Genomic DNA, 20609 nt, shown 5'->3' with positions numbered 1-20609 from the left:
ATGCTCGACTGTACACCGGAGTTACAGTTCGCGCACCACCCGAAAGCCGACGATATCGTTCGACAGCACGGCCGAGAAACCGTTGCGCAGCGCCGCGCGCAGGTAGCGCGGGTTGTACAGCCAGGAGCCGCCACGCAGGATGCGCCGCACCTGGTCGCCGCCCAGTTCCCATGCGCTGCCGTCGATCGGAGCGCCCTCGTAGTTGTCATGCACCACGTCCTGCACCCATTCCCAGACGTTGCCGTGCATATCGTGCAGGCCCCAGGCATTCGGTGCGAACATATCCGCTGGCGTGGTGCCGTGCCGGAACTCGCCGCGCGGGCCGCCGTTATAGGTGAAGCTGCCGTCGAAATTGGCTTGCAGGGTCGAGATGGTGTCGCCCACATTGAACGCGGTCTTGCTGCCGGCGCGGCAGGCATACTCCCATTCGGCCTCGCTCGGCAGCCGGTAGCGCCTGCCGGTGGCCGCGCCCAGCCAGGCCACGTATTGCAACGCGTCGAACCAGGTGACGCCGACCACCGGATGCATCTCGGTTTGCGGGAAACCGGGGGATTCCCAATTGACCTCGCCATGCTGCTCCCAGCCGCTGGCCTGCACAAAGGCGCGCCACTCGCCGACCGTCACCGGATAGCGGCCCATGGCGAAGGGACGTTCGATGCCGACCCAGTGCTGCGGGGTCTCGCGCGCGATCCAGTTCTTTTGCGAGCCGGCCGCCATCGCGATGCGGCGTTCGTGATCGGGCGAGCCCATTTCGAAACGGCCGGCCTGGATCAGGACCAGGGCCGGGCCGTTGCCGCTGCCGTCGGTGAACGGGTCGTGCAGGATGGCGCCCGGGTCGACTGCCGGCATCGCTGGCGGCGGCGCGCTTGGCGCCGGCTCGGCCGCGCGCGCCAACTCTTCCTCGCGCGCTTTCTTCTGCTGCGCGATATATGCGGCGGCGGCCCTGGCCTGGGCAGCTTTCCGGGCCGTCTCTTCCTTGGCTGCCTGCGCCTTCGCCACCTCTTCGTCGCGCTTGGCCAGCAACTGCTGGCGCAGTGATTCCTTGCGTGCCAGGCGCGCCTCCTCGGCCGCCACCCGCTCGCGCCGCTGCTGTTCGCGCAGCTGGACGCGGCGCTGCTCATCGAGCCGGGCCTGGGCCGCCGCCGCGGCTTCGGCCTCCACCTTGCGGCGTGCGGCCAGTTCGCGCGCTTCTTTCTCCGCTTCGACCCGGCGCGCCGCCTCCTGCACGGCCAGTTCCTCTGCCGACGGGCCGGCCGCGGCGCGGATCGCGTCCAGCAGCGCGTGCACCGTGGCCGGACGCTGCGCCGGATCGGATGCGAAGCCGGCGCGCAGCACGTCCCACTGGCGCGCGCCGAGCGTCTCGGGCACCTGTCCGCCCGGTGCGCCGGGCAGCACACCGGTCAGCAGCTGGTGGATCATCACCGCCACCGCGTACACATCGAGCGTCGGCTCCGGCACCCGGCCTTCGAGCGCCGCCTCGGGCGAGCGGTAGCCGGCGGTGCCGGACGTCGCCGGCGCATCGAACGGCGACATGGCGCCGCTGGCTCGGGCGCGCGCGGCGATGCCGAAGTCCAGCAGCTTCACCTCTCCCTTGCGGGTGACGAACACATTGCCCGGCTTGATGTCGCGATGCACCAGGCGGTGCTTGCCCCAGGCATAGTCGAGGGCGTCGGCCACCGGGTCGAGCAGCGCCAGCACGCGGTCCAGGGGCAGCCGGGACTCGCGCGCCAGCACGGCATCGAGGTCCTCACCTTCCAGGTACTCCATGATGATGAAGTAGCTGGACGTGGCCGGATCCTGCGCCCATTCGTAGACGCGCACGATGCGCTCGTGCGCCAGGCGCCGCGCGCGCGTGGCTTCCTGGATCAGGAGCTTGGCGTGGCTGGTGGCCTGGGTCAGGTGCGGCGGCAGGATCTTGAGCGCGACCTGGGCGCTGTGTCCCAGTTCGGCATGGGTGGCGAGGTCGGTCGCCTGCCACACCTGGCCCATGCCGCCGTGGGCGATCAGGCGCTCGAGCCGGTAGCGGCGGGTTTGCGGGCCGATTTCCTGGCCTGCCATCAGGCCGATCTCGGTGCCGGGACGCGGCATGGGCACGTCCGCTACGGGACCGATCTCAGTGCCGAGGGCCTGCGGTTCGGCCCCGGCGCCGGCGCGCTCGGCCGGCGTGTAGGCCGCGTCCAGGATCGCGTTCTTGCGCAGGTCGAACTCCTGACGGCTCAACAGCCCGTCTTCGTGCAGCGCGCGTAGTTCGCGGATCTTGTCGATGGCAGTCTGCATTGCTATTGAATCACGCCGGCAGCGTCGCTCCGCAAGCGGCGCAGTAACGGTCGTCACGCCCGGCCGGATGGCCGTGGACGCATTGGCGCGCGCCCACGATGCCAGTGGCCAGCGTCGCCTGCGAAGTCAGCGCCGCCTTGTTCACATCGTTCTGCATGGCCAGCAGGTCGAGCTGGTGGCGGCGGTCCTTATCCACCTCCTGCTCGCGGCGCGCCTGTTCGGCGACGACCCGCGCGTCGGCCAGCGCCGCGTCGATCTTGCCCACGCCGGCCACACCGGCCAGCGCCGTCAACTGGTCGCCATCCATCGTCGCATGCACGCGCGTCTTGAGGTAGTCGGCCAGCACCGCCGCATTCGGCGCCTCGGCCAGCGCCAGCTTGGCGGTATCGTCCATCGCGCCCAGCGCTTCGGCGCGCGCCATCGCCAGCCGCGCCAGTTCGAGTTCGTGGGCGCGGTCGGCCGCGCGCGCGCCTTCCGCGATGCCGGCGCGGCGCTCGTCGGCCTCCAGGGTGACGTCCTGCATCAGGCGCGCGTGCGTGCTGTCGGCCTCGATCGTGCGCAGCAGCTTCTCTTGCTGGGCGCCGCGGCGCACGCTCTCTATGCGCTGGCGCGCCTGTTCGTCTTCCCATTCCTGCGCCCGCTCGGCCTCGCGCCGGCGCGCCTCATTGGCCAGCTTCAGGGACTGGAATGTCGCCTCGTGCTCGGCGCCCTCGATGTCACGCAGACGGCGCGCCGCTTCTTCTTCGCTCTCGCGCAGCCTTGCCAGCTCGGCGCGCTGGCGCGCCGCGTCCTCTATCTGGCGCGCCTGTTCGATCTTGTTACGGATCTGCTGTTGCAGCAATTGTTGGGAAAATCGCTGCTGGGCCAGCTGGCGTGCCTGGGTGGCCTCTTGCTGGGCGCTCGCGATCTCGGCGCGCATGCGCACGCCGGCCAGCGCGCGCAGGTGCTGCCACTCGGCCGCCTCGTCGGCGCGCTGCGCGTTCTTCTGCGCCATCTCGTGCTCGAGTTCGGCCAGCACCCCGGCCGCGCCATTGGCCAGCGCCTGCTTGCGCGACTGCGCCTCGAGGATGCGGCCATACAGCTCGATCTGACGCGCCCGCACGCCATGCGCGCGGTCGGCGCCCTGCAGGGACAGTTCGGCGCGCGCGATGGCGTCATCCTGGCGCAGCTCGGCGCGGCGCAGCCGCAGCCGCCCTTCTTCTTCGCTGCGCTTGATGCGCTGCCATTCCTCGGCCGTGTACAGCTCGTCCAGGTGGCGACTGTGGGCCAGTTGCACGTGCTTTTCGTCGGTCGCCAGCCACAAGCTACCGATGCGGGCGCGGTTGGCGTCGTATTTGTCGTGGCGCAGCTCGAAGGTCTCGACCGCCGTCACCGCCAGGCCGTAGCCGGCCAGGAGCGTCTTGAGGCCGCCCTGCAGGCGCTGGTCGAGCTGTTCGCGCAACTCGCCATTGGCCGCCAGTTCGCGGATCGAGCGCGCGCCGATGAATTCGAGCGCGAGCTGGCGCACCGGATGCGACAGCAGCTCGCGCAGTTCCAGCGCGCCGATCGTGCCCGGCGTGGTCATGAAGTGGCGGGCGAAGGCCGGCACGTTCTCGATCCTGACGCTGACCGAAAAGCGCAGTGCGATATCGAGATATTCGCAGGTGGGGATATCGTCGAATTCGAACGGCACCGCCAGCGCACCGGTGCGGGTGACAAGGATCTCGGCGTGCTGGTCACGCAGCAGGTGGTTCAGGCGGGTGAAGAAACCTTCGATCTCGTATTCGCCCTGCGGCACCTCGGTGGCCTTTTCTCCTTGCAGGATGAAGCCGCGCGCCGTGGCCGGCACGCGCAGCGTCTTGACGAACAGACCAGACAGCTCGCGCACGCCGAAGAACACGGCCAGTTCGTCGGGGCCCGGCACCCAGCGGTTCTCGACCAGCACCGGCTTGTTGCGCGGCGCGCCCAGGATCACGCCGCAGCCGGCGCAATAGCGCGCCTCGGGCGCGTTCTTGCACTCGCAGCGCGGGCAATTGGCGCCTTTAATTCCGAACATCTGCAACATATCCGACTCCGTTTTGTCCTGTACTTCTCGTCACTTTCAACTGCAAACCTGCTGTCCAGCCACTGGATTTTAGCAGGGCCATGCCTTCGGCACGGATCGCTCCCGTGCGCAGGGTGCGATCCGGTCAAACAAACCGCTACTCCTGCTAGATGATGCCGATCCGCTCGACGCAAGCCAGGCTGGCGCCGCGCGCGCGCAAGGCTTCGCGCAGTCCATGAGGCAGAGCGGCTTCCCACTCTTTCGGCAGCAGGATGCGGTCGCCCGGGCCGGCTTCGCGCGCGATCAGCGCGCATTTGGGCGCCAGCGCCTCGACCGCTTCGACCCGCCCCGCATGCCATGCGCTGGAGCTGCCGGTGGCGATCACCCGGCCCCGCGCCAAGAATTCACGGCCGCGCGCCATGCGGTCGGCCATCACCAGCGCCAGCTGGTAAGAGTCGCCCGCGAAGCGCGGCTCGCCGAAACGCACCGTGGTGCGCCACTGGCCCTGGCCGCGGCCGTCGAAGTGGCGCGACCCGGCCAGAACTGCCGCCACCTGCGCCTGGCGCACCGCGTCCACGTCCGGCACGCTGACCGGATCGTCATCTCCACTTCCGGCCCTGGCCAGCGGCCGCACGCTGACCTCGACCCAACCGAGGCCATCGTGTTCGCCGCCGCTATGCATCGGGAACCAGGCGCGCGCGCTGGAGATCGCGGCGGCGGGATCGGGCTGGCCGCTCAGGGCGCCCAGGTGCGCCAGTGCGTCGGCGCCACCCAGCAGCACGCCGTCTGGCGAACCGGCCAGCCTGCGGCCATCGATCCGGCCCAGGTGCCAGGCGTCGGACCAGCCGTTGGCCACGACCTCGCGCCGTGGCGCAAAGACGTCGCGCACCATGCGGTCGGCCAGTACCGCCGCCAGTTCCCAGTCACGATCTCCCTCGGCCGGAGCGCGGTCCAGGCTCAGCACTACCTGGTCGCGGCTGTCGAAGCGCGGCTCGGTATGACGCGCCAGGCGCACCACCTGCTGCATGCGCTCGGCCACGCCGGGCGCACCCGGCACGCTGCACTTGACGTCGGCGCGCCCCGCGCGCGGGCGGCGTGTGGCGGTGATCGTCAGCATGCCGCCATCGACGGCGATGCTGCGGCACTGGACCGCACTTGCGTCTGCGTTCATGCCTCCTCCAGCTCCGTTTCGCGTGCCGTAACGGCGCGCCGCGCACCAGCCTCGGTCTCAAGATTGGCCACGATGCGGTCGGCTTCGTCGAACAGGTTGTCGAGCGGGCTTTCGCCGGCCACCTTCAGGCGCGCCAGCAGCGCCCAGGCCTCATCGAGCGCGGCCGCGGCGCGGCGGCTGTGGCGCGCGCGCCGCAGCTGCTCTTCCTGCGCCAGCGGCTGGCCGGGAGCCGCCAGCTCGAGGGCCGGCATGGTGCCGACCGACAGGCTGACCAGGTCGAGCCGGCGCAGCAGCTCCTGGTGCTGGCGGAAGCGGCCCTGGTCGGCCGGCAGCACCGCCATGCGCACCGCGCACATCAGGCAGGGCAGCTCGAGGAACAGGCGGCGCAGCGCGCGCGCATCCTCGCAGGCGGGAACGAACGCTTGCTGCGGCGCCACGGGGGCCAGCGCACCCTCGCGGGCGGCGGCGGACGGATGGACGGCGTCGAGCCGCGCGGCCAGGCGCGCATCGAGCGTGGCCGCGTAATCACGCGCGGCGCCCAGGTCGACCGGCACGCAATCGTCGACCGTCACGCCGAACCGCGTATACATCAGCTGGTTGAAACCGGTGCGGAAGGCATTCCACTCTTCCAGGGTCGTGCACGGAGGCAGCTCCAGGTTGCCTTGGGCCAGCTCGCGCTGCAGCGCGGTCTGCGCCAGTTCGACGAATCCGCTCAATTCGACCATGCAGCCGGCCTCGCTGGCCAGGAACAGGTCGAAGCGCTGGTGCGTGGCGCGCGGGTCGCTGGCGTCGATCGCGAAGTGCACCCGCAGGCCGATCTCGGGCGCGCCCGCGAACGGCGCCAGTTCGCAGGTATAGGGGCCCGGATGGACGCACCATGCGGTTTCGCCCTCGATCGCGGCGATGCGGCTGCCGGCGGCCTGGCGCCGACTGCGTCCGCCCCGGTCGACCAGCACGGCGGCGCAGCCTGGCGGGACGGTGAGGCCATTCGGCGCCGGCAGCGCGATCGCCACGTTGCCGAGGCGGCTAGCGTCGAACTCCGGCTGCCGCAGCGGGCGCAGCGTGTTCTGCAACGTATTCTTGAACAGCGAACCTAGCATCATCGTCCTTCCGGGTATGTCAGAACACCACTACGTGATCGGCGTCGCCCGAGGAATCACCTCGAAGCGCGCTCCATGCTGCTGAAAATGGGCCGCGGGCAGCGCTTCGAAAGGCCACGGCCCCTCGCACTCGCCGTCGGCATCGAGTTGTCCTTCCAGTACCAGCGCGCCGCGGCCATCCCGCACCTGGATCGCCGGCCGTACTTCCATCACCCCGGCGGCCCCCGCCGCTTCCGGGTCGAGCTGGACCACCACGGCCAGGCTGCCCGCGGCGTCGACGAAGTGCAGGCGCCACATGCCGTCGTCGGTGCGCAGCAGGTCCAGGGCATTGCCGCTGTCGGCCGCGCGCAGCAGGCCGCGGCTGCCGCGCCAGCAAACCGGCTGCGCCTGCGCACGCCGGCTGTCCGCCAGATGGCGCAGGCGGCGCAAGGTCAGCGGCGAGCCTTGCAGCGCGGCGCGCTCGCCCGCCGTCAGCGGCCGGCTGCCGTCCAGCGCCTGCGCCAGCACCGCGTCGGCCAGCACCAGGCGGTCGCCCTCGATCCGGCGTCCCAGCAAGGCCCCGGCCTGCAGCTTGCGATCCAGTTCCGTCATGCCCATCGTCTTTCCTCCTCCATTCCCGCCATCTCGTTCAGGTGCGCGACCGCGGCGTCACGCCGCTTGCGCAGGGTCGGCAGCGATATCCCGTCCAGCCCGGCCAGCTGCTGCATCGTCGGCAGCTCGCCGGTCTGCGGATCCAGCCATTCGGACGGATAGCTGTCGTCGAATGGGCCGAGCAGCTTGAGATACACCGCCAGCCGCACCGGCAGCGAATCCTGCGCCATGCGGCGCGCCGCCCAGCTGGCGCGGTCCTCGCCCAGCGCCGCCAGTACAAGATAGTTGGGGGGGAGTGAAACTTGTTGCGCAACGAGGGCCAGGCGCGCAGTCTCCTGCGCCTCGACCGGGTCGGCATCGATCGTGGCCTCGGGTTCAGCGGCGTCCAGCTCGTCCTGGCGCGCTTCCAGGATCAGGTCGGGGCCAGGCGTGCTGCCCTGTTCCGATTCATCCAGCACGCGCCAGTAGTCGTCCAGCCAGGCGCTGGCCTCGCCGGCGTCGTGCAGCCAATCCTGGTCGCGGTTGGCCGACAGCAGCTCGTATTCGCCGATCTCGCGCAGCATGGCGCCGATCTTTTCAGGACTGTTCTTGAGGCTGGCGAAGCGCTTGGACTTCGTGTGCAGCGGGCCCGCTGCGCCGGTATGCACCTCCAGGCTTTCGCTCCAGCGCATGATCCATTCGGGCTTGCAGTCGCCGCTCGTGCGCAGCTGGCGCGCCTCGATCGGCATCGCCACGACCTCACGGCCCAGGATGGCGCCGACTTGCTGCGCGTGCTCGCGCCAGCCCTCGAACAGGCGCGCGACCTCGTGCCAGGCGGTATCGAGCATGCGATAGGCATACATGCGGTTGGGACTGCAGGGACGGCCGCAGGCGGCCTGGTAGTTGTCGCTATCGACCTTGTCGCGCAGGACTGCGTACAGGTCGTTGAATTTCTTGCGCAGCAGGGCCTCGCCGCCAGGCTGGCTCCAGAACGAGCCGATGCGCGCATGCTCGGCCGCCACTGCCGCGCACAAGGAGGCCCAATCCGCCGGGCGCGCGTGCAGCTCGTAGACGAGGGTCAAGGCCAGCTCGCCGCAGGTATCGCCATAGCTGTTTCCATGCGCCTCAGCACGCGCGCCGGCCGCGTACAGGGCATGGCCGACCGCGTCGACATAGGCGCCGAGCGACTGTTCAGGATCCGGGTCGAGCAAGGTTTCCGGCCCCAGCCGGGCGCACGCCTGCAGGGAACAGTGTCCCAGCAGCTTGCGGACCTGCTCCCAACCGTGTTCCTGATACCGGGTTCCCGGCAAACGCATACCTTACCCATCCTCTGTTTCGCTCCGCAGCCATAGCGGATTGAAATAGATGATGCCATACAAACACGGCCTTGAGGCGCGCAAGAGGGCTCTATTTGTCCCTCTTTTCCAACGAATGGCCTTGCATGGATTGCAACAGAGCGGCCACGACCGGGGCCGCATGGCCGCCGCCGGTAGCCGCCGAATGACTGACGAAGGCGGCGAAGGCCAGCCGCCCGGTCTGGCCCGGCAGGCTGCCCGGCTCGAGCCAGCCCATGAACCAGACGGTCGCCAGATCGTCCTGGCCGGCCGGCGCCGTGCCGGTCTTGCCGTACAGGCCGGGGCGCAGCGCGTCGAAGCCGGCGGCGCGAAACGCCCCGGCCGCGGTGCCGCCGTCGATCACGCCCTTCATCCCGGCGCGCACGCGGTCCAGGCGCACGCCCAGCGGCTCCCCTGCCCCAGCCTGCGCCGCGCGGCCGTCCAGCGACAGCAGCAGGCGCGGCGCCACGGTGCGCCCCTCCCCGACCGCGGCCGCCACCAGCGCCATCTGCAGCGGCGTGGTCTGCATGCGCAGGCCGATCGCCATCTGGCGCAGTTCGTGGCGGCTGTGCACCGGGTCGAGGCGCGAGGCGCTGGCCTGCAGCGCGTCCCACTCGCCCCAGCGGTAGTCGGGCGGCAGCAGGCCGCCGTCGAGCCGCAGTGGCTGGCCGAAACCCAGCCGGCCCGCCATCGCCGCCACCGGCCGCACCGTGTCCAGGGCACCCGGCTCCAGTTCGCGCGCGCCCGGCATGCCGCCGTCCGGCTGGCCCATCAGCGTGCGATCGCTCAGTTCCGCGCTCCAGGCGAACCAGGTATTGACGCTGTGCGCCATCGCCTGCGCCAGGCCCAGACGGCCGTCCTGGGCCCGGGTGCTGGTGATCTGGTCGCGGAAGTTGGTGATGCGGGCCCGGTTGCCATCAAAGGGATAACTCGGCGCGCCGGTGCGGAAATCGTAGCCGCCCGCCTGCGCCAGCCGGTTCACCTCGTGCAGGGGCAAACCCTGCAGCAGGCCGTCCAGGCGGGCGTCGCCGCGCGCCGCTCCCTCCAGGCCGAGGGCGGTGATCACCTTGAAGGTCGAGCCGGGCGCCCGGTGTGCGCCGCCGTCGTGCTGAAAGGCGGCGATGCGCAGCGGGCTGCGCGCCGGATCGGCGCGGTCGAAGTCGCGCAATTCTCCCCAGCGGCCCGGATCGGCCTGGCCGCCGCCGCTGGAGGCCGCGGCCAGGATGTCGCCGCTGCCCGCATCCAGCAGCACCAGGCCGGCGCGCCGCTCCGGCTGGGCATCGAGGCCGCCGACGCAGGCCTGGCCGTCCCAGCGGCCGCCGCGCAGGCCGATGCAGTCGAGGAGTTGCTGGGCCCTGGCCTGCAGGCCCAGGTCGAGGCTCAGCTGCGCCTCGTGCTTGGTCCTGTCCAGCCGCGCCAGCATCCCGGCCACGCTGCCGTCATGCTGGCGGTGCACGCCCAGCAGCGGCGCGAGGCCGGCGTGCAGCGCCGCTTCGGCCGGCGCGCCATCGGCCCACAAGGCTTCGCCATGGCGGTCGCGCAGGTGCACCGGCACGGCGGCGGGCCGAGTTCCGCCGCTGCCGCCGGCCGGCAACGCCTGCCAGGCCAGGCGGCCATCGACCATGGCCAGGTGGCGGTAGGCGGCGTCGGCGCCGCCTGACATCGTCGCCAGGTCGAGCGGCTCGACCTGCACCGCGATCGCGGCCGCCCCGGCCAGCGGCGCCAGCACGAGCCGCTGCACCGCCTCGCGATCAGGGCAAGCGCGGCCATCGCAGGCGCCCTGGGCCAGCACGTGAGCGCCCGACACGCCGCGCACCCGGCCCGCCACTAGCAGCTCGACCGGCCTGCCGGTTGCTGGTGTATTCAAAGTCACCAGCGATCCCTGGCGGCCGCCTTCCCAGCCGCCGACCCGCTGCCATGGTTCCCAGCCTTCGGGCAGGCGCGCGAACAGGCGCATCGCGGCCACCGGCAATCCGGTCTCGCGCGGCGCCGGCGCACCGCCGGCAAGCGCATGCCAGACCGTGTCGGCGCCCGGCCGGGTGCGCCAGGCCACCAGCCGGCGCTCGCTATTAAAGATGCGCACCTGTTCGCGCAAAAAGGCGCCGTCGGCGCGGTGGTGCAGGCGCTCCAGCAGGCGGCGGTCGCCTGCATCGAGCTGGTGATCTTCCCAACCCGGCAGCGGCGCGCGCGCCTCCTGGCCGGCGCGATGCCAGGCCAGCAGATCGCGCGGCGCCAGCTCGACCAGGCCGTCGCGGCCCAGGCGCAGCAGGCCGCGTGCGCGCAGCGCCTCGAACAGCGCCTGGTCTTCCATGCCGGGGCCCGGCAGCAGTGGCACCTGCCATGCGCCCGGCGCCAGGCGCAGCTGCACTGGCTCTCCCTGGGCCGGGAAAGCCTGCACCAGGGCCGCGCCGCCGGCGGCGCCCTGCTGAAAATGATGCAGCACCAGCTCGCCCGCCTGCGGGCAGGCGGCGCTGGGCCGGCGCGTGAAGCGCAGGGCCTCGCTGCCCCACAGCAGCCAGCCGCTATTGCCCAGCAGGGCCTGGCCCTGGCGCGCGCGCGTCGCGTTGCCGCCGCTGGCATCGCCGATCCATCCCGCCGTGGCAGCGCCGGCATTCCAGGCGAGCGTCAAGCCAGTCGTGCCGGCGCCAGCATTGCCGGTGATGTCGATGCGCGGCATCGTCGAGCCGGGTCGGGCCAGCAGCACGCTGCGCGGCGGCGCATTGGCCGCGCCCGCGATGCGCGCCGCCTCGTCGAAGGGATAGCCGATCCGCAGCGGCAGCATGCGCGGCCGCGCCGGGTCGAGCATCTGGGTGCACAGGTCGACCCGCAGCGCCGGGCCGGCGCGCATGCCGCTCGCCACCAGCAGGGCCAGGCCGCCGTGCTGGGTGAGCGAAATGCCGCTCTCGCGCGGAACCACGAAGTCGAGCCCCGGCGCGATCGGCTGCAGGGCGCCCAGCGCGACCGTACCGGGCGTTTCGGCCGCGCCGTCCGGTAACGCGCGCGCATGCATCGCCAGCGCGACGGCGCCGACCAGGACGACGGCCAGCACGGCCCATGCCCAGGCCGGGCCAAGGGACAGGGACCAGCTGGCCCCGGCGCTCATCGGGCGGGCGCCAGCGCGCAGGTTACGGGAACGGCGGCGCGCCGTGCGCGTAGCGGCCAATTGGTCGATCAGGGTCGCGAGCATGCCTGTCATCCAGTGTTTACGTGGCGCCCACGCGCCCTTCGCGCTCAGCTAGCGGAGGGGAGGTGAAAGAGAAGGTGCCGGAGGGGCTTCATCCGCCGCCTGATGCAGCTCATTCCGCGTTTTCGACTGCTCGTCGCATCCCGCTGGAGACCATGCGGCGCTTGGCCTACAGTGAACACATCGACACACCAACCACCTGAAAAGGAGCTGCAAAATGAACGTCCTCAAACACATGGAAGCCATCTTCATCGCCGCCGCCCTGGTCGCCGTCCCGGCGGGCTATCTGGCCAAGATTCCCGACGCCCGTGCAGACAACTACAGCATCGACAGCGCAGCCATCGCCAGCGGCGACAAGATGGCGGTTGTGACGGTCAGCGCCAAGCGCCTGGACGCCGCCGAAAAGTCGCAATTGCTGGCGGCGGACACCGTCACCGCCGGGAGCCGCATGTGAGCGCGCTAGTCGCCGACGTGCCGCCATCGTGCGGCGCGCGGCGACCGGGTCCTGCCTCGCCTACTGAGCTGTATCAGTTGTAAGAACTTGCTTCAAACGCCACGTCCCGATTCCCGGATTGCTATATTCCATCGCATCCGCTCAAGGATCTGGAGACGAACATGAAATCCCCCCTTTTGATTGCAGCCCTGATCGCCATCGGCGCTGCTGCCTTCACCCCACTGGCCTCGCACGCCCAGCCCCATATCTCGGTCGTGATCAACACCGCGCCGCCGGCGCCTGTCTACGAAGTCATTCCCACCGCACGCCGCGGCTATGTCTGGGCGCCCGGTTTCTGGGAATGGCGCAAGCATCGCCACCACTGGGTGCCGGGCCACTATGTCACCGCGCGCCCCGGCTACGTGTACGCGCCGCCGAGCTGGCACCATCGCGGCGGACGCTGGGTGATGGAGCCGTCGCGCTGGAACCGCGGCCCGGCCCACCACTACGGCCCGCCACCGGGCCACTACCGCGACGATCGTGACCGCCATCACCGCAAGCACGACCGCCACCATGGCCGCGACCGGGACCGCGACGGCATCCGCGATCGCCATGACCGCGACCGCGATGGCGACGGCGTGCGCAACCGCCACGACCGCCGCCCGGACAATCCCCACCGCTACTGAACCACGGCGCGGCCAGGATGCGGATCAGCGCTTCAGGTGCTTGTCCAGGAAGGCGAGGATCTTCGCATCCGCCGCGGCCGCGTTCTTCTTCTTGGAGAATCCGTGGCCCTCGTCGTCGAACACGATGTACTCGACTTCCACCTTGTTCTTGCGCACCGCCTCGACGATCTCGTCGCTTTCGGCCTTGATCACGCGCGGGTCGTTGGCGCCCTGGATCACCATCAGCGGCTTGCGGATGTGATGGGCGTGGAATAGCGGCGAGGTCGCGACCAGGAACTCCTTGTCCTTGACCGGGTCGCCGATCTCGTCGTACAGCGCCTTGCGCTGCGCTTCCCAGTACGGCGGGATGCTCTCCAAAGTACGCACCCAGTTGCTGACGCCGAAGATGTCGATGCCGACCTTGAATGCCTCGGGCCGGAAGGCCAGCGCCGCCAGGGTCATGTAGCCACCGTAGCTCCCGCCCATGATGCCGATGCGCTCCGGATCGATATAACCCTGGCTCGCCAGCCAGGTCTTGGCCTCGACGCAGTCCCACAACGGCTCCATGCCGTGCTTGCGGTCGTCGGCGCGGAAGAAGGTCTTGCCATAGCCCGAGCTGCCGCGATTATTGATGCCCAGCACCGCATAGCCGTGATTGACCAGGTACTGGATGCGGGCGCTGTAGCCGCGCATGGTCTGGCCACCCGGCCCGCCGTGCACCAGCACCACGGCCGGCACTTTCGCGCTCGGCGACGCGCCCTTCGGCCGGTAGTAGATCGACGGGATCACCATGCCGTCGAACGACTTGAAGCGCACCACCTCGGCCTCGACCAGGTCGTTCGGGTCGATCTCCGGGTTCAGGCTGCGTGTCAGCTGGGACGTCTTGCCGCTCCTGAAGTCGTGCACGTACAGGTTGTTGGGCGAGCGGTCGCCGTTGAGGTAGAACGCCATCAGCTTGCCGCTTTCGGAGAAGGTCACCTGGCGCATCTCGCCGCCCGGCAGCTTGGGCAAAGCCACCGGGTTGCCTGCTTCGTCATACAGGCGCACTTCGATGCTGCCGTCGCGGTTGACCAAGCTGACGCGGTGGCGGCCGTTGCGCGAATAGTCGGTGCCCAGCAGGTCCCAGTCGGCCTTCTCGACCTCCTTGACGTCGCCGCTGGCCAGGTCATAGGACTTGATGCGCGCGAACTCGCCCTGTGCATTGCTCGTGAACAGCAGGCGCTTCGAGGCCGGGTCGAAATCCGCCGCCGCATGGCTGGCCGGCTCCTTGTGCGGCGTGATGTGTTTCATTTCGCGCGCCTGCACGTTATAGACATAGACGTCGCTGTCCGACGTGGTGGCGGGCTTGTTGAAGGCCAGCCAGTTGCCGTCGCGGCTGATGGCCGAGACATTCATGCCGCTGTCATTCTTGTAGACCACCGTGCGCGCATAGGTGGCGGCGTCATACAGGTACAGGTCGAAGAACTTCGGATCGCGCTCGTTGGTGACGACGTAGAAACCGCTGCCGTCAGGTTTCCAGCCTGCGAACGAGGCTTTCAGCTTGTCGCCTGGCGTGAGGTCACGTTCTTTGCCGTCGAGTTCACGCACGTACAGGTGGTTTTGCTCGTCGCCGCCACCGTCGCGCGTAAACAGGATGCGGTCGTCGTTGTAGAAATAGCCGACCGCGTAGGTGGTGTCGGTCTTCGACGCCGTCAGCGCGCGCGGCTTGCCGCCGCCGACGGGCACCGTGTAGGCGTTGAAGATGCCGGACTCGTTACTGCTGAACAGGATCTGCTTCTCGTCCTTGCTGAACGAGGCGCCGGTGAGCGAGGTCGTCGCCATGAACTGCTCGATCGTGTAGCGTTTGACGGCTTGAGCGCGCGGCTTGGCCGGCACGGCCTGGGCAAGGGCCTGCATCGGCGCCAGGCCGACGCCGGCGAGCATGGAAAACAGGGACAGACTGACAAGCACGGCGATTCTGATGCATATGTTCTCCTGTGGTTAAGTCCAACAGGATGAGTGTTTCAAAAGTCTTAACACCTGTCAACAATCGTGGATCGGTTATGCTCTCGCCATGATCGACCTCGCCACCCTGCAAGCCGCCGCCTTCAAGACCGAGCTGTCCGCCGCCCGGCGCCTGACCGCGCGCACCGGCATGTCGGAGGCCGAGGCCCTGGAAAAAACCCTGATGCTCAGCGCCGGCAACGCCGGACTGGCCAGCCTGCTCACCGACCGTCAGGCCCAGCGCCGCCACGCCGAACTGCAGGCAGCGCGGCGCCAGGCCAGCGTGGCCGCCGCGCGCACCCGCGGCGCCGGACCGGAGACCAGCGCCTGGCGCGCCTGGTTCGATGGCTCGGCGCGGCCGAACCCTGGCCGTTGCGGCTTGGGCGCCGTGCTCGAAGGGCCGGCCGGGCAGCACTATGAACTGTCCATCGACGGCGGCCATGGCAACAGCAGCGAAGCGGAATACCGCGCCCTGAACGCCGTGCTGCACGCGGCCGTCGAGCATGGCGCGACCGACCTGCTGGTGCTGGGCGACAGCCAGGTCGTGATCGACGACGTCAACGCCCCCGATGGCGCCAATGCGCCGGCCCTGGGCCTGCTGCGCAGCGAGGCGCTGGTCCTGCTGGCCCGCCTGCCGCAGGCGCGGCTGCGCTGGATCCCGCGCCACAAGAATACACGGGCCGACGCGCTGTCCCAGCGCGCCGTGCCGCCCCTCACCCTGGAACAAGAAGCATGACCGAAACAAGCAATACCGATCTCTCCGGCTGGCGCACCAGGCTGGCCGCCATGGCCGCCAGCAGCGCCGACACCGACGGCGCCCACGACAGCGCCCACCTCGACCGCGTATGGCGCACCGCGCAGGCGCTGCTGGAACACCATCCCGAGGCCGACCGCCTGGTGGTGCTGGCCGCCTGCTACCTGCACGACCTGGTCAACCTGCCGAAGAACGATCCCGAACGCGACCAGGCCTCCCGCCGCTCGGCGCGGCTGGCGCGCCACCAGCTGGCTCACCTGGGATTCCCGGCCGACAAACTGGACGCCGTGGCGCATGCGATCGAGGCGCACAGCTTCTCGGCCGCGATCCCCGCCGAGACGATCGAAGCGAAGATCGTGCAGGACGCCGACCGCATGGACGGCCTGGGCCTGGTGGGCCTGGCGCGCATGTTCTATATCGCCGGCCGCATGGAAAGCAGCCTGGCCCATCCGAGCGACCCGCTGGGAAAGGAGCGTGACTTCGACGACCGGCGCTATTCGCTCGATCACATCATGGTCAAGCTGCAGAAGCTTCCGGACATGATGCAGACCGACGCCGCGCGTGCGCTGGGCCGCGAACGGCTCGGCAAGCTGCTGGCCTTCCGCGAAGAGTTCGCGGCCGAATGGAGTGGATCCTAGATCATATGTAGCAATGCTAAGATAGACGAACTGTATTGACCGAGGTGTCCATGACCAGTTCGACCGCAGCACCGCAAGCTGTTCCCGGCAAACTCAATTTCGTCCTCGTCTGCGTCTTCATCGACATGCTCGGCATCGGCCTGATCGTCCCGGTCCTGCCGCTGCTGCTCGACCAGTTCGTCGACGGGCCGGACAAGCGGGCCTTGTGGTACGGGCTGCTGGCGGCGACCTTCGGTATCCTGCAATTCCTGTTCATGCCGGCGCTCGGCGCGCTGAGCGACCGCATCGGCCGCCGTCCGGTGCTGCTGTATTCGATGGCCGGCATGTGCCTGAACTTCCTGGTCACGGCCTGGGCGCCCAGCCTGGCCTGGCTGTTCGTCGGCCGCATCATCGGCGGCATGTCGTCGGCCAGCATGTCGGTCGCCTCGGCCTACGCCTCCGACATCTCGACCCGCGAGAACCGCGCCAAGGCCTTCGGCAAGATCGGCGCCGCCTTCGGCCTGGGCTTCATCTGCGGCCCGATGCTGGGCGGCCTGCTGGGCGACGCCAACCTGCACCTGCCGTTCTACGTGGCGGCGGCGCTGTCGGCGGCGAACCTGGTGTATGGCTTTTTCTTCGTGCCGGAGTCGCTTGCCAAGGAAGGCCGCGAACCGTTCAAGCTGGCGCGCCTGAATCCCTTTTCGGCCTTGCTCCGATTGGTCAAGCGCGAAGACATCCGCGGCCTGGTGATCGTGATCACCCTGGCCACCTTCGCCCAGATGATGCTGCAATCGACCTGGGTCCTGTACACCACCTTCCGCTTCGACTGGACGCCGCGCGACAATGGCATCGCCCTCTTTTGCGTCGGCCTCGGCTCGGTGGTGGTCCAGGCCTGGCTGCTGGGCAAGCTGATCCACCGCTTCGGCGAGGTGCGGCTGTCGCTAATGGCGCTCACCTCCGGCATGCTCACCTTCCTCGCCTACGGCCTGGCCACCCAGGGCTGGATGATGTACGTCTTCATCCTGGCCAATGTGCTGGCCTATGCCACCGGGCCCGCCCTGCAGGGCATCGTCTCGAAATCCTCGCCACCCGATCAGCAGGGCGAGGTGATGGGCTCACTGCAGTCGATCGGCAGCCTGGGGGTGATCGTCACGCCCCTGCTCGGCACCGGCATCCTGAGCGCGGTCAGCCACCTGCCCCCTGGCGACTGGCGGGTCGGCAGCAGCTTCTTCTTGTGCGCGGCGATGCAGGCGGTGGCATTGATCGTGGCGTGGCATTACTTTCGCAGCCATCAATATGCCGGCGTGAAGGCCTAGGCCATGCCAACCCACGTGCTTGCCGCGATCCTGTTCGCGGCCTTCCTGCACGCGGCCTGGAATGCCGCCCTCAAGTCACAGCCCGACACGTTCATGGCGGCGCTGGCCGTGACCAGCGGCGCCGCCGTGCTGGCTGCCCTTGCGCTTCCCTTCCTGCCGGCGCCGGATGCGTCCAGCTTTCCTTTCATTGCTGCCTCCAGCATGCTGCAGATCGCCTACTACCTGCTGCTGGCGGCGGCCTATCGTGTGGCCGACATCGGCCATGCCTACCCGCTGATGCGTGGCGTCGCACCGGTCCTGGTGGCGCTGGGCGGCGGCCTGCTGGCCAGCGAGTCGCTGCACGGCGCCCAATGGATCGCCATCGGCCTGATCTGCGCCGGCGGCGCCGCACTGACCCTGGGTGCGCGCGGCCACGCCTCGGGCGGGCTGCGTCCGACCGCCCTGGTACTGCTGACCGCGACGGTGATTGCGGCATACACCCTGGTCGACGGCCTGGGAGTGCGGCGCTCGGGCGCTCCAGCCGCCTACACCGCCTGGATCTTCCTGCTTACCGGGATCGGCATCGCGGCCCTGTCATGGCGCCGCAGCGCCGGCCAGCTGCCGGCCTACCTGATCCGCCATCCCGGACTGGCGCTGATGGGCGGCGCAGCGACCACCGGCTCGTACGGCATCGCCTTGTGGGCGATGACCCAGGCGCCCGTCGCGGTGGTCGCCGCCCTGCGCGAAACCTCGATCGTGTTCGCCACCGCGATCGCCGTCTTCGTGCTGCGCGAGCGCGCCACCCGCGCCCGGATCTGCGGCGCCGGCCTGGTGGCGCTGGGCGCGGCGGCGGTGCGCCTGGCATAACCGGGATCGACAGTCAAAACTTCAGCTCATAGTTTGCCTGGATGCGCACCGCGCCTGGATAATCGAAGCGGCGCTTCTCGACGCCGGCAACCGGATCGGCGTAGGTCACCTCGAAGCCCGAATCCTCGTGCGCCAGGTTCGATAGCGACAGCCGGACCAGCCGCTTCGGATCGAAGCGCCACGCCGCATAGGCTTCGAGGTCGGTGCGCGCTTCCGAGTAGTAGCCGCGATTGGCTGTCACCCTTACCTGCCCGTTGCGCGTGAAGGCGACGCTGCCTCCCAGCGCCAGCGCTCCCGCCTTGTAGTCGAGACCGACGTTGGCCGACAACGGCGTCTGCCGCTCCAGCCGGTTGTCGGGACCGGGGACCGATTTCACGCGCGCCCAGTGACGGCTCACGCCGGCACGCACATCGATCGCCGGTGCTTGCGCGAACAGCGACGCGAGGGGGAATTTGGTTTCCAGTTCAAGCGTGCGGACCTCGGCGCGGCCGTCGTTCACCGGCGTGACGATCCAGCGGTAGCCGTCGAAGTAGATCCGGTTGCTGGTGTAGTCCTCGATGCGGCGCAGCGACGCACGCAGCGCGACCATCGCGCTCTCGGCCCAGTAATGTTCGTATCCGGCATCCACGCCCCAGGCCAATTCGGGCTTGAGCTCCGGATTGCCCTGGAAATCGGCCTCGGTAGCGCTGTTGTTTTCCCACACCTGGCGGCGCGGCAGCAGATTCCACAGATCCGGCGCCTTGTAGGTACGGGTCACGGCGAAACGCAGCTGGTCGCCCTTGCGGTCCGGGATCTTCCACAAGGTCTGCACGATGGGGCTCCAGACGTTGGAACTGCTGCGGGTGGCGTCGAACGAGTCGCCCGAGGCGCGGATGCGGATACCCTCCCAGCGCAGGCCCAGGTACATCGACCACTGCGGCGTGATGTTCCATTCGTCCTGGGCGTACACCGCCATGCGGGCCACGCGCGCCTCGAACGTTTCGTCGAGCGGCAGGCCGGGCGGGAAGACCCGGATCGCGTCGCGCTCGTGGCGCATCTCGTCGCGCCAGCCGACGCCGCCGTCCCAGCCGGCCGCGATGGCGTGGCCGTTTTCCAGCTTGCGCATATACTTGCCGGTCGAATTCACACCGCGATCGCGCCAGCCGGAATCGACCCAGCCGTCGGTGACCGGAACGCCAAGGGGATCGGCGCCCCGGCGGAAGATCGTGTTGTCGGCATTCTCGCCGCTGAGTCCCAGCTTGGTCTCCAGGGTGGCGCCGGAATCAAGTTCGGTGGTCCATTTCAGGTCGGTGCGCAGGTCTTCGGCGTCGGCCCGCATCCGGTTGTGCTGGTCGGGAACCGGTGGCGGCTGGCCGATCTCGGTCGCGATCGACAAATGGGTGCGGTTGCGGAAGCGATTGACGTTGACGAAGGTCTCGACACTGATCGTGTCGCCATCCGCCAGCGTCCATTCGAAACGCGGGGTCAGGTTCATCCGCCGCATGCGGCCCTCTTCCGGCGCGCTCGTCATGCGCGCCAGGGCAACTGCGCCGCCTGGCGCGATGGTCTCTTCGAAGATGCTCCAGGCGCGGTCATAGCGTTCCGCGGTCGCGTCGCCGGCGAGCGACCAGGCGAAACCCTCCCCGCGCTCGCTCAACTGCAGCGCCGCATTGGGGCCCCTGAACTGCGACGATTGCAGCATCCCCAGCTTGAGCTGGCGCTCGCGTTCCTTGGCAACGCGACGCAGGATGATGTTGACGGTGCCGGCCACCGACTGGGTCGACAGGTCGGCGGTGGCAGCGCGCAGCACCTCGATGCGTTCGACCACGTCGGGCGACAGCGAATCGAAGTCGAAACCGCCAGGCGGCCGCTCGCCGTTGATCAGGATCTGGGTATAGCCGGCACCGAGTCCGCGCATCTGGATTTCACCGCCCCGCGCCTGGTTGGTGTTCACGGTCACGCCCGGCACACGCTTCAAGGCGTCGAGCACCGACCGGTCGCCATAGCGGCCCAGCTCATCGCGCCCGATCACGGTGCGGGTGGCGGTGTCGTCGCGGCGCGGGTCATAGCTGGCGCTGCTGCCCTTGATTTCTACCTGTGAGACAGGAGCTCCTGCTTCCTCCTGCTGTGCGCACGTCGGGCCGGCGAACGCCGCCAGGATGATGAGGGAAAGGGGACGGCGGCTTCGGTTCGGCGTTTTCAAAGGGGATCTCCTGGTTATTGGGTGTATATGGAGGAAATATATGCCCATCACTGGCACAATGTAAACGTCTTATTGGAAGTTTATGCTTCTTACATGAAGAATTATATTATTCCATGTCCTAGCAATCCGAACTTCCATACAAAAGCATCAGCAC

General features: G+C 69.1%; 15 protein-coding genes. 6 read left to right on the top strand and 9 right to left on the bottom strand.

Going from position 1 to position 20609, the window contains the following annotated elements:
• Positions 1–21: 21 nt before the first annotated feature.
• The 7 genes from SOM28_RS18170 to SOM28_RS18140 form a co-directional block, all read right to left on the bottom strand.
• The gene (locus SOM28_RS18170) at positions 22–2277 is read right to left on the bottom strand and encodes a bifunctional serine/threonine-protein kinase/formylglycine-generating enzyme family protein (protein ID WP_320468964.1); all 2256 of its coding nucleotides are present in this window, start codon (positions 2275–2277) and stop codon (positions 22–24) included.
• 10 nt (positions 2278–2287) lie between these two features.
• Positions 2288–4321: a coiled-coil domain-containing protein gene (locus tag SOM28_RS18165; RefSeq protein WP_320468963.1), complete on the bottom strand. Its 2034-nt coding sequence runs from the start codon at positions 4319–4321 to the stop codon at positions 2288–2290.
• Between the two features lie 145 nt (positions 4322–4466).
• Complete coding sequence (locus tag SOM28_RS18160; protein WP_320468962.1) at positions 4467–5471, bottom strand: hypothetical protein; 1005 nt, start codon at positions 5469–5471, stop codon at positions 4467–4469.
• Positions 5468–6574 carry a hypothetical protein gene (locus SOM28_RS18155; RefSeq protein WP_229415019.1) on the bottom strand — a complete coding sequence of 369 codons (1107 nt, stop codon included), beginning with the start codon at positions 6572–6574 and terminating at the stop codon, positions 5468–5470. The genes SOM28_RS18160 and SOM28_RS18155 overlap by 4 nt, the downstream gene beginning before the upstream one ends.
• 27 nt (positions 6575–6601) lie before the next feature.
• Positions 6602–7162 (bottom strand): hypothetical protein, encoded by a 561-nt coding sequence (locus SOM28_RS18150; protein WP_229415018.1) that lies wholly within the window; start codon positions 7160–7162, stop codon positions 6602–6604.
• Positions 7159–8457, bottom strand: a complete 1299-nt coding sequence (locus tag SOM28_RS18145) for a hypothetical protein (protein WP_123070811.1) — start codon at positions 8455–8457, stop codon at positions 7159–7161. The genes SOM28_RS18150 and SOM28_RS18145 overlap by 4 nt, the downstream gene beginning before the upstream one ends.
• 91 nt (positions 8458–8548) lie before the next feature.
• Positions 8549–11662 carry a penicillin-binding transpeptidase domain-containing protein gene (locus tag SOM28_RS18140; RefSeq protein ID WP_320468961.1) on the bottom strand — a complete coding sequence of 1038 codons (3114 nt, stop codon included), beginning with the start codon at positions 11660–11662 and terminating at the stop codon, positions 8549–8551.
• 214 nt (positions 11663–11876) lie between these two features.
• Between SOM28_RS18140 and SOM28_RS18135 the strand changes: the two genes are divergently transcribed.
• Together SOM28_RS18135 and SOM28_RS18130 are read left to right on the top strand one after the other, a co-directional pair.
• Positions 11877–12113 (top strand): hypothetical protein, encoded by a 237-nt coding sequence (locus SOM28_RS18135; RefSeq protein WP_123071466.1) that lies wholly within the window; start codon positions 11877–11879, stop codon positions 12111–12113.
• Positions 12114–12274: 161 nt separating this feature from the next.
• Positions 12275–12778 (top strand): YXWGXW repeat-containing protein, encoded by a 504-nt coding sequence (locus SOM28_RS18130; protein WP_123071467.1) that lies wholly within the window; start codon positions 12275–12277, stop codon positions 12776–12778.
• Between the two features lie 24 nt (positions 12779–12802).
• On the opposite strand, the gene SOM28_RS18125 is transcribed toward SOM28_RS18130, so the two are convergent.
• Complete coding sequence (locus tag SOM28_RS18125; protein ID WP_320468960.1) at positions 12803–14707, bottom strand: S9 family peptidase; 1905 nt, start codon at positions 14705–14707, stop codon at positions 12803–12805.
• 103 nt (positions 14708–14810) lie between these two features.
• Between SOM28_RS18125 and SOM28_RS18120 the strand changes: the two genes are divergently transcribed.
• The 4 genes from SOM28_RS18120 to SOM28_RS18105 are packed head-to-tail and all read left to right on the top strand — an operon-like array spanning position 14811 to position 18273.
• Positions 14811–15476: a ribonuclease HI family protein gene (locus tag SOM28_RS18120; RefSeq protein WP_320468959.1), complete on the top strand. Its 666-nt coding sequence runs from the start codon at positions 14811–14813 to the stop codon at positions 15474–15476.
• A complete protein-coding gene (locus tag SOM28_RS18115; RefSeq protein WP_320468958.1) occupies positions 15473–16132 on the top strand; it encodes an HD domain-containing protein in 660 nt (219 codons plus the stop codon). The genes SOM28_RS18120 and SOM28_RS18115 overlap by 4 nt, the downstream gene beginning before the upstream one ends.
• A gap of 50 nt (positions 16133–16182) precedes the next feature.
• Positions 16183–17427 carry an MFS transporter gene (locus SOM28_RS18110; protein WP_320468957.1) on the top strand — a complete coding sequence of 415 codons (1245 nt, stop codon included), beginning with the start codon at positions 16183–16185 and terminating at the stop codon, positions 17425–17427.
• Between the two features lie 3 nt (positions 17428–17430).
• Positions 17431–18273: a DMT family transporter gene (locus SOM28_RS18105; RefSeq protein WP_320468956.1), complete on the top strand. Its 843-nt coding sequence runs from the start codon at positions 17431–17433 to the stop codon at positions 18271–18273.
• Positions 18274–18286: 13 nt separating this feature from the next.
• On the opposite strand, the gene SOM28_RS18100 is transcribed toward SOM28_RS18105, so the two are convergent.
• On the bottom strand, positions 18287–20455 hold the full coding sequence (locus SOM28_RS18100) for a TonB-dependent receptor plug domain-containing protein (RefSeq protein WP_320468955.1): 2169 nt from the start codon (positions 20453–20455) through the stop codon (positions 18287–18289).
• Positions 20456–20609: the final 154 nt, after the last annotated feature.

This window comes from Massilia sp. CFBP9026 (assembly GCF_034045165.1).
Taxonomy (GTDB): domain Bacteria; phylum Pseudomonadota; class Gammaproteobacteria; order Burkholderiales; family Burkholderiaceae_D; genus Telluria; species Telluria arenae.
This window is presented reverse-complemented; position numbering and strand designations above follow the sequence as displayed.